8 protein-coding genes are annotated in these 14,776 nt (G+C 71.7%); 1 reads left to right on the forward strand and 7 read right to left on the reverse strand.

The annotated features are described in order from the left end of the window. Positions 1–1,349 (reverse strand): maltotransferase domain-containing protein (locus tag ACFVVO_RS24615; protein ID WP_390057757.1); only part of this gene is annotated, 1,349 nt, incomplete at its 3' end. Positions 1,350–1,711: 362 nt separating this feature from the next. Here ACFVVO_RS24615 and ACFVVO_RS24620 point away from each other — a divergent pair. Then, entirely contained in the window at positions 1,712–4,330 is a 2,619-nt protein-coding gene (locus ACFVVO_RS24620; protein WP_390057758.1) for a glycosyltransferase family 1 protein, read from the forward strand. A 31-nt stretch (positions 4,331–4,361) separates the two neighbouring features. Here ACFVVO_RS24620 and ACFVVO_RS24625 read toward each other — a convergent pair whose 3' ends face one another. The 6 genes from ACFVVO_RS24625 to ACFVVO_RS24650 form a co-directional block, all read right to left on the reverse strand. Then, positions 4,362–4,883, reverse strand: a complete 522-nt coding sequence (locus ACFVVO_RS24625; protein ID WP_390057759.1) for a DUF1990 domain-containing protein — start codon at positions 4,881–4,883, stop codon at positions 4,362–4,364. A 70-nt stretch (positions 4,884–4,953) separates the two neighbouring features. Next, positions 4,954–6,612 carry a M4 family metallopeptidase gene (locus tag ACFVVO_RS24630; protein ID WP_390057760.1) on the reverse strand — a complete coding sequence of 553 codons (1,659 nt, stop codon included), beginning with the start codon at positions 6,610–6,612 and terminating at the stop codon, positions 4,954–4,956. 343 nt (positions 6,613–6,955) lie between these two features. Then, complete coding sequence (locus ACFVVO_RS24635) at positions 6,956–8,617, reverse strand: M4 family metallopeptidase (RefSeq protein WP_390057761.1); 1,662 nt, start codon at positions 8,615–8,617, stop codon at positions 6,956–6,958. 246 nt (positions 8,618–8,863) lie between these two features. Beyond that, complete coding sequence (locus ACFVVO_RS24640) at positions 8,864–10,903, reverse strand: M4 family metallopeptidase (protein WP_390057762.1); 2,040 nt, start codon at positions 10,901–10,903, stop codon at positions 8,864–8,866. A gap of 353 nt (positions 10,904–11,256) precedes the next feature. Continuing rightward, positions 11,257–13,020: an ABC transporter ATP-binding protein gene (locus ACFVVO_RS24645; protein ID WP_390057763.1), complete on the reverse strand. Its 1,764-nt coding sequence runs from the start codon at positions 13,018–13,020 to the stop codon at positions 11,257–11,259. Next, the gene (locus tag ACFVVO_RS24650; protein WP_390057764.1) at positions 13,017–14,759 is read right to left on the reverse strand and encodes an ABC transporter transmembrane domain-containing protein; all 1,743 of its coding nucleotides are present in this window, start codon (positions 14,757–14,759) and stop codon (positions 13,017–13,019) included. Before ACFVVO_RS24650 ends, ACFVVO_RS24645 begins: the two co-directional genes overlap by 4 nt. Positions 14,760–14,776: the final 17 nt, after the last annotated feature.

Consider the following 14,776-nt stretch of genomic DNA (forward strand, 5'->3'; position numbering starts at 1 on the left):
ACGACGTCGGGATCGGCGCGGTTGATCTCGCCGATGACCCGTTCCCAGAACACCACCGGTTTGGTGTGCGGGTTGTCGACGCGGAAGATCCGCACCCCGTGGTCCATCCAGTGCCGCAGGACGCGCACCGTCTCGGCGACCAGGCCGTCCATGTCCGCGTCGAACGCGACGGGGTAGATGTCCTGGTACTTCTTCGGCGGGTTCTCCGCGTAGGCGATCGTCCCGTCGGGGCGGTGGTGGAACCACTCCGGGTACTTGTGCACCCAGGGATGGTCGGGGGAGCACTGCAGGGCGAAGTCCAGGGCGATCTCCAGCCCCAGTTCCCGGGCCCGGGCGACGAAGTGGTCGAAGTCCTCCAGGGTGCCCAGGTCGGGGTGGACCGCGTCGTGCCCGCCCTCGGGAGAGCCGATCGCCCACGGCACCCCGACGTCCTCGACCCCGGCGGTGAGGGTGTTGTTGCGGCCCTTGCGGAACGTCGTGCCGATCGGATGGATCGGCGGCAGATACACGACGTCGAAGCCCATCCCCGCGATCGCCTCGAGACGCCGCTCGGCGCTGCGGAACGTGCCGTGCGGCCGCTCCACCGTGCCCTCGGAACGCGGGAAGAACTCGTACCACGAGCCGTACAGCGCCCGCTCCCGCTCCACCAGCAACGGCATCGCCTCCGACGCCGTCACCAACTCCCGCAGCGGATAACGGGACAGCACCGCCGCCACCTCCGGAGACAGCGCCGCCGCCAGCCGCCAGGCGGCCGGACGGCTCTCGTCCCGGAGCGCCGCCGCGGCCTCCAGGACGGTCTCGCGTCGTTCCTCCGGCACACCGGCGGCCGCCCGTTCGTACAGCTGTGCGCCCTCCGTCAGGACCAGGTCCGTGTCGATGCCCGCCGGGATCTTGATCTGTGCGTGGTGCCGCCAGGTGCCGACCGGGTCCGACCAGGCCTCCACCGTGTAGGTCCAGTGGCCGGGCTCGCCCGGCGTCACGGTGGCGCCCCAGCGGTCGGTGCCCGGGGCGAGTTCGCGCATCGGGGTCCAGGGGCCAGGCCGGCCCTCCGGGTCGCGCAGCACGACGTTGGCGGCGACGGCGTCGTGTCCCTCGCGGAACACGGTGGCCGACACCTCGAACGCCTCGCCGGTCACGGCCTTGGCGGGCCGGCGTCCGTGCTGGACCACGGGGCGCACGTCGAGGACGGGGATGCGCCCGACGGCCGTGGACCCGGCCGGGGCGGGGCGCTGCTCGGGCGGGCCGGGATCGTGGAGGTTCTCCGCCGGCTTCCCGGCTTTCCTGCCCGACGTCTTCTTGCCGGCTGTCCTGCTTGTCGGTGGTGCTGACGAGTGGTGCGTGGCGGGCATGACCGCTCCTGTCCGCGTCAACGTGGGTGTGGGCGGATGAATATGGGGAGGTGGGTCCTGCGTTCGTGCTGTGGTGCCGCTGTGGGGCGTACCGGGGGAGCCTTCCCATCCGTATCGGGTGGGCAATCCGGCACTTTGTTAACTACTCGCGCGTATGTCTACGTTCAAGACCGGCCCTCTTTCCGGGTGCCCGCCGACCGCGGCTCCACGCCCCCGGCACCACCCGCCGTGTGACCCCGGCGCGCCCCGACACCCGCCCCGGTACGTCCCCACCGACCCCCCGGTAACCACTACCGTCGACAGGGACGACGAGACGTACAGCGCCGTGCGTCTCACACCACGCAACGCGTCCGAGGTGAGATGTGAAGGCGATCCGTCGGTTCACCGTCCGTCCCGTTCTCCCTGAACCCCTCCGGCCGCTGAGCGACCTGGCGCGCAATCTGCGCTGGTCCTGGCATGCGGAAACGCGCGACCTGTTCCAGTCCGTCGACCCCGAGCGGTGGGCGGCGGCCAAGGGCGACCCGGTGCGCCTCCTGGGCGGGGTGCGCCCGGCCCGGCTGGCCGAGCTGGCCGGCGACCGGCGGTTCCTGCGCCGGCTGACCGCGGTCGTGGACGACCTCGGTGACTACCTGACCGGCGACCGCTGGTACCAGCACCAGGGCGACGGACTGCCCGCCGCGGTCGCCTACTTCTCGCCGGAGTTCGGCATCACGGCCGCGCTGCCCCAGTACTCCGGCGGACTCGGCATCCTCGCCGGCGACCACCTCAAGGCGGCCAGCGACCTCGGGGTGCCGCTGATCGGGGTGGGGCTGCTGTACCGGCACGGCTACTTCCGCCAGAGCCTGTCCCGGGACGGCTGGCAGCAGGAGCACTACCCGGTGCTCGACCCGCACGAACTGCCCGTCACCCAGTTGAAGGAGGCCGACGGCACCCCGGCCCAGGTCTCGCTCGCGCTGCCCGGGGGCAGGGCGCTGCACGCCCGGATCTGGCTGGCGCAGGTCGGCAGGGTGCCGCTGCTGATGCTCGACTCGGACGTGGAGGAGAACGACCTCGGCGAACGCGGGGTGACCGACCGGCTGTACGGCGGCGGCAGCGAGCACCGGCTGCTGCAGGAGATGCTGCTGGGCATAGGAGGTGTCCGGGCCGTGCGCACCTACTGCCGGCTCACCGGCCACCCGGAGCCCGAGGTGTTCCACACCAACGAGGGGCACGCGGGCTTCCTCGGTCTTGAGCGGATCGCCGAACTGTGCGCGCGGGGGCTCGATTTCGACGCGGCCCTGGAGGCCGTGCGGGGCGGCACCGTGTTCACCACGCACACCCCGGTCCCGGCCGGGATCGACCGGTTCGACCGGGAGCTGGTCGCTCGGCACTTCGGCCCGGACTCCGAACTCCCCGGCATCGACGTGCAGCGCGTCCTGGCCCTGGGCATGGAGACCTACCCGGGCGGCGAGCCGAACCTGTTCAACATGGCCGTCATGGGGCTCCGGCTGGCCCAGCGGGCCAACGGGGTGTCCCTGCTGCACGGGCAGGTCAGCCGGGAGATGTTCGCGGGCCTGTGGCCGGGGTTCGACGCCGAGGAGGTGCCGATCACCTCGGTGACCAACGGGGTGCACGCCCCGACCTGGGTGGCCCCGGAGGTGCTCCGGCTCGGCGCCCGGCAGATCGGCTCCCAGCGGGCCGAGGACGCGCTGACCGTCGGCGGCTCCGAGCGCTGGGACTCGGTGGCGGACATCGCGGACCAGGACATCTGGGAGCTGCGCCGTACCCTGCGCGAACAGCTCGTGTCCGAGGTGCGGGAGCGGCTGCGCGCCTCCTGGCGGCAGCGCGGCGCCGGGAACGCGGAGCTGGGCTGGATCGACGGCGTCCTCGACCCCGACGTGCTCACCATCGGGTTCGCCCGGCGCGTCCCGTCGTACAAGCGCCTGACCCTCATGCTGCGCGACCGCGACCGGCTGATGGAGCTGCTGCTGCACCCGGAGCGGCCGATCCAGATCGTCGTCGCGGGCAAGGCGCACCCGGCGGACGACGGCGGCAAGCGGCTGGTGCAGGAGCTGGTGCGGTTCGCCGACGACCCGCGCGTGCGCCACCGCCTCGTCTTCCTGCCCGACTACGGCATGGCGATGGCGCAGAAGCTCTACCCGGGCTGCGACGTCTGGCTGAACAACCCCCTGCGCCCGCTGGAGGCCTGCGGCACCTCAGGGATGAAGGCGGCGCTCAACGGCTGCCTCAACCTGTCCGTGCTGGACGGCTGGTGGGACGAATGGTTCCAGCCGGACTTCGGCTGGGCCGTCCCGACCGCGGACGGCGCCGGCACCGACCCCGACCGCCGTGACGACATCGAGGCCGCCGCCCTCTACGACCTGCTGGAACAGCGGGTGACCCCGCGCTTCTACGAGCGCGGCCGGGGCGGGCTGCCCGACCGCTGGATCGAGATGGTCCGCCGCACCCTGGGCCGGCTCGGCCCGAAGGTGCTGGCGGGCCGCATGGTCCGGGAGTACGTCGACCGCCTGTACGCCCCCGCCGCCCAGTCGCACCGGGCGCTGACCCCGGACACGGCCCGTGAACTCGCCGCGTGGAAGGCCAGGGTGCGGGCCGCCTGGCCGGGGGTGAGCGTCGACCACGTGGAGACGACGGCCACGACGGCCACCGCGGAACTGGGCACGACCGTGGGGCTGCGGGTGCGGGTGGGACTGGGCGAGCTGGAGCCGGACGACGTGGAGGTGCAGGCGGTCTCGGGCCGGGTGGACGCGGAGGACCGGATCACCGAGGCCACGGCGGTCCCGCTGAAGCCGACCGGCACCCCCGACCTGGAGGGCCGCCGCCTCTACGAGGGCCCGCTCTCCCTGGACCGCACCGGCCCCTACGGCTACACCGTGCGCATCCTCCCGGCGCACCGTCTGCTCACCTCGGCGGCCGAACTGGGCCTGGTGACCGTGCCCTCGCAGGACACGGCGGAGGGAGCGGGGGTGCTGCTGCGCTGAGGACGTGCGGGTCCGGCGGGCCGTGCGTCGCTCAGGCCTCGTCGTACTCGGCGCACAGGCGCTTCAGGACGGTGCCGCAGCGGCGGGCGTAGGCGTGCTGGAAGCCCCGGGTGGCGGGGCCGCCGGCGCGGGCGTACCACTTCTGGGGCCGGCTGAAGGCGGCGACGGTCAGCCAGACCGTGCCGTCACCCGTACGGTCGACCACGAAGGCCTCCTCGCCGCACTCGGGGTGGCCTTCGAGGGTGCCGTAGGCCCAACCCGCGCGCCGGGGTTCCTCGGTGGTCCAGATGACACGGCAGGGGGCCTTGATGACACCGGCCAGGGTGACCGTGACGTCCACGCCGGGGGCGGCGCGGTCGGCGCCGGCGTCGATGCCGACGCCCATGGCGCGGTGCATCTCCCAGGTGAGGACCGCCTCGGCGGCCCGGCTGAAGACCGCCGTTCCCTCGCCGAGGCGGGTGCGGACGAGCATCGGTCGAAAGCCGGGCGGGCAGCCGGTCAGGTCGTCGCGCGTCGCGCCGACCGGCTCGTAGGTGAAGGGCGCCTGGGACATGAGTCAAAAGGGTAGGGCGGTACCCGGGACGACCTCCGACCGGGTACCGCCCAGCTTCACCGGGCCGTCGTCAGTTGACGTTGACCGCCGCCCAGGCGGCCGCGACCGTCTTGTACTCGGTGCTGGAGGCGCCGTACAGGGCCGACGCCGCGCTCAGCGTCGCCTTGCGGGCGCCCTTGTAGTCGGTGGTCGACGTCATGTACTCGGTGAGCGCCTTGTACCAGACCTTCAGCGCCTTGTCCCGGCCTATGCCGGTGACCTTGGAGCCGTTGGAGGTCGGCGAGTCGTACTTGACGCCGTCGATCGTCTTCGCGCCGCTGCCCTCGGAGAGCAGGTAGAAGAAGTGGTTCGCGACGCCCGAGGACAGGTGCACGTCCTTGTCGCCGACGCCGGCGGACCAGTAGTCGGCGGAGCCGCCGTCCTTGCTGGGCTTGTCCATGTAGCGCAGCGGGCTGCCGTCGCCGTTGATGTCGATCTTCTCACCGATGAGGTAGTCGCCCTTGTCGGTGGCGTTCTTGGCGTAGAACTCCACGCCGGTGCCGAAGATGTCGCTGGTGGCCTCGTTCAGGCCGCCGGACTCGCCGCTGTACTCGAGGCCGGCGGTGTTGGAGGTGACGCCGTGGCTCATCTCGTGGCCGGCCACGTCCAGCGCGGTCAGCGGGTGGTTGTCGCCCTCGCCGTCGCCGTAGGTCATGCAGAAGCAGCCGTCGTCCCAGAAGGCGTTGACGTAGTTGCTGCCGTAGTGGACGCGGGAGTACGCGGCCTTGCCGTCGTTCTTGATGCCGCTGCGCCCGAAGGTGCTCTTGTAGAAGTCCCAGGTGACCTGGGCGCCGTAGGCCGCGTCGGCGGCGGCCGTCTGGTCGGTGGGCGAGGAAGAGGCGGTGCCGGTTCCCCACACGTCGTCCGCGTCGGTGAACAGCGTGCCCTTGCCGCTGGTCTTCCGGGCCAGGTTGGTCGTCTGGTGACCGCCGCGCGAGGTGTCCTTGAGCTGGTACTTGGAGCCGGACTTGGCCGTGCCGAGCGTCACCGTGCCCGAGTACTGGGTCTTGCCGGACCCCGTCTCGACGGCCTGGTGCTCGAACAGCTTCTTGCCGGTGTTGGCGTCGGTGACGACGTGCAGCTCGTTCGGCGTGCCGTCGTCCTGGAGGCCGCCGACGACCGTCTCGTAGGCGAGGACCGGCTTGCCGCCCGCCGCCCAGATCACCTTGCGCGGTGCCGTGTCGGCGGCCGTCTTCTCGGAGCCGGCCGCCTTGGCCGCGGTCAGCGCCTGCGACTCGGCCTTGCCGGTGGCGACCTTCGGCGTGAGCGAGGCGACCTCGATGGGGGCCTTGGTGCTCTCGGTGACGCCCTCGGCCTTGCCGGACCTGGCGGTGTGGACGATGAGGTCGCCGCCGAGGACGGGCAGTCCGCCGTAGGTGCGCTCGTAGCGGGTGTGCAGGGTGCCGTCGGCGTCCTTGACGACGTCCTTGACGACCAGCTTCTCCTTGGCGCCGAGGTCCATCTCCCGCGCGGTGTCGTCGGCGCCGGCCCGGGCCTGCTGGATCAGCGTGGTGCGGGCCCCGGCGGAGAGCCGGGTCGGGGCGGCCGACAGGGAGCCGGCGGTGGTGGACTCGTGGGAGGTGTCGGCGTTGGCGTTGAGGGCCACACCGGTGGTGATCAGGGCGCCGGCTACGACCGCGGTGGCGATGGCCAGCTTGGTGCGCTTTTGGCGCGCGTGAACGGGGCTCACTGAAGCTCCTTGTTCGTGGGGGGCTTCCGGCCGGCGTGGGGGCCGACAGGAGTGTTGTGCTGTGAAGGTGCTGTGGTGCCGCGGCGGTGGGGACAGCCTGACGTGGAGAGCGCGTACATGTCATGCCCCCGAGTGATGTTGGCCGTAAAACGGCTGTCCGGTAACGGCCTCGGAAATACGTACGAGCACGGCCCGGAGGTGCGAACCTCCGGGCCGTGCCCGGTGTGCGATGCGAAACGTTCGGCTCGGGGAACGTCGGCTTCCGGCCACGGAGTCGGGGCAAAGGGGGAGGGCGGTACCCGGGCGTCCGCCCCGGTACCGCCCTCGTCCGACTGCGGTGCGACTAGCTGACGTTGACCGCCGTCCAGGCCGCGGCCACCGCCTTGTACTCGGCACTGGTGGAGCCGTACAGCGCGGACGCAGCGCTCAGGGTCGCCGTGCGGGCGGCCTTGTAGTTCGTGGTCGACGTCATGTACGTGGTGAGCGCCTTGTACCAGATCTGCAGCGCCTTGGCGCGGCCGATGCCGGTCACCGCGGCGCCGTTGTAGGTGGGCGAGTTGTACGTCACGCCGTTGATCGTCTTCGAACCGCTGCCCTCGGACAGCAGGTAGAAGAAGTGGTTCGCGACACCGGACGAGTAGTGCACGTCCTTGCCGCCCACGCTGGAGGACCAGTAGTCGGCGGAGCCGCCGTCCTTGCTGGGCTTGTCCATGTAGCGCAGCGGGGTGCCGTTGCCATTGATGTTGATCTTCTCGCCGATGAGGTAGTCGCCGACGTCGGAGGAGTTGTTGGCGTAGAACTCCACGCCGGTGCCGAAGATGTCGCTGGTGGCCTCGTTCAGGCCGCCGGACTCGCCGCTGTAGTTGAGGCCCGCGGTGTTGGAGGTGACGCCGTGGCTCATCTCGTGGCCGGCCACGTCGAGCGAGGTCAGCGGGTGGGTGTTGCTGGAGCCGTCGCCATAGGTCATGCAGAAGCAGCTGTCGTCCCAGAACGCGTTGACGTAGGCGCTGCCGTAGTGGACGCGGGAGTAGGCGCCGACGCCGTTGTTCTTGATGCCGTTGCGGCCGAAGGTGCTCTTGTAGAAGTCCCAGGTCTCCTGGGCGCCGTAGGCGGCGTCCGCGGCGGCCGTCTGGTCCGAGGAGGAGCTGGAGGCCGTGCCCGTGCCCCAGACGTTGTCGGCGTCGGTGAACAGGGTGCCGGTGCCGGAGGTCCCGCGGGCCAGGTTGTACGTCTTGTGGCCACCGCGCGAGGTGTCGTACAGCTGGTACGTCGACCCCGACAGGTTGGTGTTGAGGCTGACGGTGCCGGAGTACAGGGTCTTGCCGGTGCCGGTCGCGTTCTCGATGCCCTGGTACTCGTAGAGCTTCTTGCCCGTGGCCGCGTCGGTGATGACGTGGAGCTGGTTGGGCGTGCCGTCGTCCTGGAGGCCGCCGACGACCGTCTCGTAGGCGAGGACCGGCTTGCCGGAGCCGGCCCAGATCACCTTGCGCGCGCCGTCCGCCGTGGTCTTGGCGGAGCCGAGCGTCTTGGCGGCGCCCACGGCCTGCTTCTCCGCCTTGGCGGCGGTGATCTGCGGCTTGAGCGAGGCCACCTTCACGGCCGCCTTGTTGGCCTTGGTGACGCCCTCGGCCTTGCCGGACCTGGCGGTGTGGACGATGAGGTCGCCGCCGAGGACGGGCAGTCCGGCGTAGGTGCGCTCGTAGCGGGTGTGCAGGGTGCCGTCGGCGTCCTTGACGACGTCCTTGACGACCAGCTTCTCCTTGGCGCCGAGGCCTATCTCCTGCGCGGTGTCGGCGACGCCGGCCTGGGCCTGCTGGATCAGCGTGGTGCGCGCCGCGGCGGAGAGCTGGGTCGGGGCGGCCGCGAGCGGCTTCGCGGCGGCGGCCTCGGCCGCGTTCTGGGCGCTGGCACTGGTGGTCAGACCAGTGGAGAGCAGGGCTCCGGCGGCGACAGCGGTGGCGACGGCCAGAGTGGTGCGCTTGCGACGCGCGTAGAGGGGGCTCACAGAAGCTCCTTCTCGTGGGGGAGTCCGGTCAGCGTGGGGTCACTGTCCGGAGGTGGTGATGGGAAGTTGCTGTGCTGCTGCGGCGGTGAGGGAAGAGTGGCATCAGGGGTGCGTACATGTCATGACCCTGAAGTGATGTTGGCTCAAAACCAACTGTCCGATAATCGTTTCAGTTATGTAAACGGGCGCCGCCCGAGGGTGCGAACCCCCGAACGGCGCCCTGTTTCCCGGCTCGTGGCGAACGGTTTACGGGAAGGTCAGCTTCCAGCTGTTGATCTTGCCCGTGTCATACGTGGCCTGATCTTGCACCTTCAACTTCCAGGTTCCGTTGGCCGATTCGGAGGAGGCGTTGACCGTGTAGGTCGCCTGGACGTTGTCCGCCGAGTCGGAGGAGGAGAAGTTCTTCAGGCGGTACGAGGCGCCCGACGGGCCGACCAGGTCGACCACCAGGTCGCCGCGCCAGGTGTGCGTGATGTCCACGCTCACCTGGAGGTTGCTCGGCGCGTTCCCGCTCCTGCCGGAGACGGTGATGCTCGAGGTGACGGCGGGGCCGTTGTCCGGGATCGACACCGGGGTGGTGTTCTCGTACGAGGTGCCGCCGCCTCCGCCGCCACCGGAGCGTGAACCGACCGCCACGCCCGCCCAGGCGTCCTGCACCGCCTTGTACTCGGCGCTGGTGGTGCCGTACAGCTCGCCGGCCGCCGCGAGCGTGCCGGTGCGCGCGCCCGCGTAGTTGGTGGTGGAGGTCCACTTGGTGGTCAGCGCCCGGTACCAGATCTGCAGCGCCTTGTCCCGGCCGATGCCGGTGACCGGAAGGCCGTCCGCCGTCGGCGAGTTGTAGCTGACGCCGTTGATGACCTTGGCGCCGCTGCCCTCGCTCAGCAGGTAGAAGAAGTGGTTGGCCGGGCCGGACGAGTAGTGGACGTCGACGCCGCCGATCCCCGAGTACCAGCTGTCCTTGGACGCGCCGTCCTTGCTGGGCTTGTCCATGTAGCGCAGCGGGGTGCCGTCGCCGTTGATGTCGATCTTCTCGCCGATGAGGTAGTCGCCGACGTCGGAGGAGTTGTTGGCGTAGAACTCCACGCCGGTGCCCATGATGTCGCTGGTGGCCTCGTTCAGGCCGCCGGACTCACCGCTGTAGTTCAGGTTCGCGGTGTTGGAGGTGACGCCGTGGCTCATCTCGTGCCCGGCGACGTCGAGGGCGGTCAGCGGGTCGGCGTTGCCGGAGCCGTCGCCGTACGTCATGCAGAAGCAGCCGTCGTCCCAGAAGGCGTTCACGTACGAGTTGCCGTAGTGGACGCGGGAGTAGGCGCCGACGCCGTTGTTCTTGATGCCGGTGCGGTTGAAGGTGCTCTTGTAGAAGTCCCAGGTGACCGCGGCGCCGTAGTGGGCGTCCGCGCCCGCGGTGGCGGCATTGGACGTGGTGCCGTTGCCCCAGGTGTCGTTGGTCTGGGAGAACAGCGTGCCGGTGCCCGAGCTGCCGTGGTTCAGGTTGTACGTCTTGTGGCCGCCGCGTGCCCCGTCGGTCAGCGTGTAGGTCGAGCCCGACTGGGTCGTGGTCAGCGTGACCTGGCCGCTGTACTGGGTGTTGCCGATGCCGTTCTTGATCCCCTGGTACTCGTACAGCTTCTTGCCCGTGGCCGCGTCGGTGACGACGTGGAGCTGGTTCGGGGTGCCGTCGTCCTGGAGGCCGCCGACGACCGTCTCGTAGGCGAGGACGGGCTTGCCGGAGCCGGCCCAGACGACCTTCCGTACGCTGTCCGCCGCCGACCTGGTGCCGCCGAGGGTCCTGGCCCGCTCGACGGCCTGCTTCTCGGCCGCGGCCTTCGACACGGCCGGGGTGAGGTCCGCGATCTTCAGTGTGGCCCGGGTGGCCTTGACGACCGACTTCGTGGCACCGGACCTGGCGGTGTCGACGACGAGGTCGCCGCCGAGCACCGGCAGGCCGGCGTAGGTGCGCTCGTAGCGGGTGTGCAGGGTGCCGTCGGCGTCCTTGACGACGTCCTTGACGACCAGCTTCTCCTCGGCGCCCAGACCGATCGCCCTGGCCGTCGCGGACCTCTGGGCGTCGGCGTGCCGGATCAGCTCGGTGCGCTGCGACGGCGTGAGCTTGAGGGCCACATGTGCCGGATTGACCTTGCCGGCCTGCGGCTTGGCGGGGGCGGCGGTCGCGGCGCCGGACTGGACGGCCGCGGCGATCAGGGCGGCGACGCCGGCGAGGGCGACGGTGGCGGTGCGGTGGTGCCCGGTGTGGGGGGTGCGTCTGCGAGAGGTGCTGCTCAACACTGACTCCTTCTGCATGACCGCGGGTCGCGCGGCCAGGGGAGACCGGACGGTGGGTTGGGACGTCCGGGCAGATCAGGGCGTTACGCGGAACCACGTGCAGGTGCGCGGCGGGCTCACCCGGTGCGTGCGAAGCTGTGCGTTCGCTGTGAGCCAGCCGTTGTGAAGGGTGACAGGGGATCACGTTGCCTGTCAGGACCACGTCACGAACTTGGCCAGAAATCGTTCGTAGTCCGGATGTTCATGTTCGGTATACGAACCGTTGGCCGCGTGACGGGACAGGGCAGCGCGTGCCGTACCGGGACGCGGGCCGTCCGAGCCGCGCGTACCGGAGCACGGGCCGCCCGCGTCCCGGATCAGTCCGCCGCGCCGTCCCCGTGCCAGGTCCGCCACAGGGACGCGTACGCTCCGTCGGCCCGTACCAGGTCCTCGTGCGTGCCCAGTTCACTGAGCCGGCCGTCCTCCATCACGGCCACCCGGTCCGCGTCGTGCGCGGTGTGGAGGCGGTGGGCGATGGCGATGACCGTGCGGGACTGAAGGACCGCGGCCAGGGCGCGTTCGGCGTGGCGGGCGGTGGTGGGATCGAGCAGGGCCGTGGCCTCGTCGAGGATCAGGGTGTGTGGGTCGGCCAGCACCACACGCGCCAGGGCCAGCTGCTGGGCCTGGGAGCCGTCGGTGGGGTGGCCGTTCGGGCCGAGCACGGTGTCGAGCGAGGCGGGCAGAGCGCGCACCCAGTCGTCGGCGCCCACCGCCGTCAGGGCCGCCCACAGCGTGTCGTCCGTGGCGTCCGGCTCGGCGATCAGCAGATTGTCGCGGACCGTGCCGAGGAACACGTGGTGCTCCTGGGTGACCAGGACGACCTGGCGGCGCAGCAGTTCCGGTTCCAGGGACGCGATGGGCACCCCGCCGACCGTCACCGAGCCCGCCCCGGGGGTGTCGATGCCCGCGAGGAGCCTGCTGAGAGTCGTCTTACCGGCGCCGGACGGGCCGACCACGGCCAGCCGTTCACCCGGCCGCACCGTCAGGTCCACCCCGCGCAGCACCTCCCCGCCGCGCTCGTAGGCGTACCGCACCCCGCGCACGTCGATCCGGTCGTCCGCAGGGGCCGGGCAGGCGCCTTCCGCATCCGTCCGAGGGGCCTGCGCCAGACCCTCCACACGCGCGAACGAGGCCCCGCTGCTCTGGAGTTGCTCCACCCGCATGAGGATCTGGTCCAGCGGCTCCGTGAACTGCCGCAGATACAGGGCCGCCGCCACCACCGCGCCGATCCCCACCGCACCGCGCTGGTGCAGCCAACCGCCGAGCAGCAGCACGCCCACCACGGGGACGGTGTACGTCACCTCGACCGCCGGGAAGAACACGGTCCGCAGGTGGAGGGTGTAAAAGCGGGCCCGGCGGGATCGCTCCAGCGCGTTCCGGCTCGCGGTGATCCGCCGCCCGCGCAGCCGGAGCGCCTCGACCGTGCGTGCCCCGGCCGCCGTCGACGCCACGATCTCGGCCACCTCGGAGTTGGCCGCTCCCTCGGCGAGGTAACCGTCCCGGGCCCGGCGCAGATACCAGCGCAGCACCAGCCAGATGGGCGTCAGGCACACCACGCCGAACAGGCCAAGCAGCGGATCGAGCGCGAACACCGCGCCCAGCACGAACAGCGCCTGCACGGTGCTGACGAGCAGCTCAGGGCCGACGTCCCGCAGGGTGGTGCCGACCGTCGCCACATCGGCCGTCCCACGCGCGGTCAGATCCCCGGTGCCGGCCCGCTCCACCGTCGACGCGGGCAGCGCCAGCACCCGGTCGACGTACTCCTCGCGCACCCGGGCCAGCGTCCGCTCCCCGAACCGGTGCCCCACGTACCGCGCCCAGCGCGCCAGCAGCAACTGGGCGAGCGCGCACAGCAGGATCAGCAGCGCCGGCCCGTCCACCGCGTCGACCCCGTGCCCGGCCCGGACCTCGTCGATGATCCGCCCGACCAGCCACGGCCCGGCCAGCCCCGCCGCGGCCGCCAGCGCGTTGAGCACCAGCGCGGCGGCGAACGCCCGTCCGTCGGTCCGCACCAACCGCAGGGTCGCCCGCCGTACCCCGGCCCGGTCCGCGACCGGCAGCAGCCTCTCGCCCGCCGTCACCGTACGGCCTCCTCGGTGTCCTCGGTGTTTTCGGTGTGCTCGGTGTCCTCGACGTCGCGCGCCACCAGCGCCCGGTAGCCCGGCTCCTCGGCCAGCAGCCGCCGGTGGGGGCCGCTCGCCGCCACCTTGCCGTCGGCCAGGAACAGCACCGTGTCGGCGCGGTCCAACATCAGCGGAGAGGTGCTCGTCACCACCGTCGTACGGCCCTCGCGCGCCTCCCGCAGCCGCTCGGCGACCGTGGCCTCCGTGTGCGCGTCAAGCGCCGAGGTCGGCTCCACGGCGAGCAGTACCTCGGGGTCGGCCAGCAGCGCCCGCACCAGCCGGATCCGCTGCCGCTGACCGCCGGAGAGACTGCGGCCCTGCCCGGCGACGGCCGAGTCCAGCCCGTCCGGCAGCCCCCGTACGACGTCCTCGGCGGCGGCCGCGTGCACCGCCCGGCGCAGCGCGGCATCGCCGGACGGCTCCGCGGCGGCCACCATCTCCCTGAGCGGCCCGGCGAACAGATCCGCCTCGTTGTCGGCGACCAGGATCCGGGACCGCACCTCGGCCAGCGGCACCGCGTCCAGCCGCACCCCGCCCCAGGTGGCGTCGGTCCTCCCGTACCGGCCGATCCGGTCCACCACCGCCGCCGCCTCGGCGGGACGCGCGGCGGCCAGCGCGACCAGCCGGCCGGCCGGCACCCGCACCCCGGACGCCGGGTCGTGCAGCTCGGCCGGCCCGTCCGGCGCGGGCAGCGAGCCCTCGTCCGGATCCGGCTCCAGCCGCAGCAGCGCCACCACCCGGCGGGCCGCCACCACGCCCCGGTTCAGCTGGTAGATCAGCTCGATGAAGAACGCCACCGGCACGATCAGCACCGCGACATAGCCGTACACCGACACCAGCTCACCGATGCTGATGCCGCCCTCGGCCGCCTGCCGCGCCGCGAGCCAGGTCACCACCGCCAGGAACAGCGTGGGCACACCCATGCCCAGCGCCTGCACCCAGCTGGCCACCGCCCCCACCCGGTACCCCTGGGCGCGCAGCCGCTGCGAGTCCCCGCGGAAGGCGTCCGCGAACAGCCCCTTGCCACCGAAGCCGTTGAGGACCCGCAGCCCGCCCGCGAGATCCCCGATGCGGGCCGCCAGCACGCCCTGCCGCTCCCGGTACTCGCCCTCCGCGCCCTGCAGCCGCAGCGTCAGCGGCCCGGTGAGCAGCGCGATCACCGGCACCCCGAGCAGCACCACGGCGGCGAGCGGCGCCGAGATGGACAGCAGCACCCCGGCCACCACCACGTAGACCACCAGCGAGCCCACCCCGGGCCCGACCACGGTCAGCGCCTGCGCGATGGTCTGCACATCACCGACCCCGATGGTGACGACCTCCCCGGCCCCGGCCCGGCGCGGCAGCGCCGCCCCCAGCCGGGCCGCGTGCTCCACGACCAGCTTCACCGTGCGGAAATTGGCGTCCATCCGCACCCGGGTCATGGTGCGGTGCCGCATGATGCTCACCCAGGCGTTCACCCCGCCGACCACGAACATCACGCCGGCCCACCCGGCCAGCACCCCTGTCCGGCCGGGCACCAGACCGTCGTCCACCGCCCGCGCCATCAGATACGGCTGCGCGGCCAGCAGCAGCATCCACGTGCTGCCCAGCAGCGCGCCCACCAGCGACCGCACCTGCTGGCGCAGCACCAGCCAGCTCAGATAGTGCCAGCCGCCGCGAATGTCGGGCGTGCCCGGATCCTCGTACGCGTCGATCAACCTGCCGCCCCCGTCCT

Origin of the sequence: Streptomyces sp. NPDC058145 (assembly GCF_042884245.1) — a bacterium.
Classification (GTDB): Bacteria; Actinomycetota; Actinomycetes; order Streptomycetales; family Streptomycetaceae; genus Streptomyces.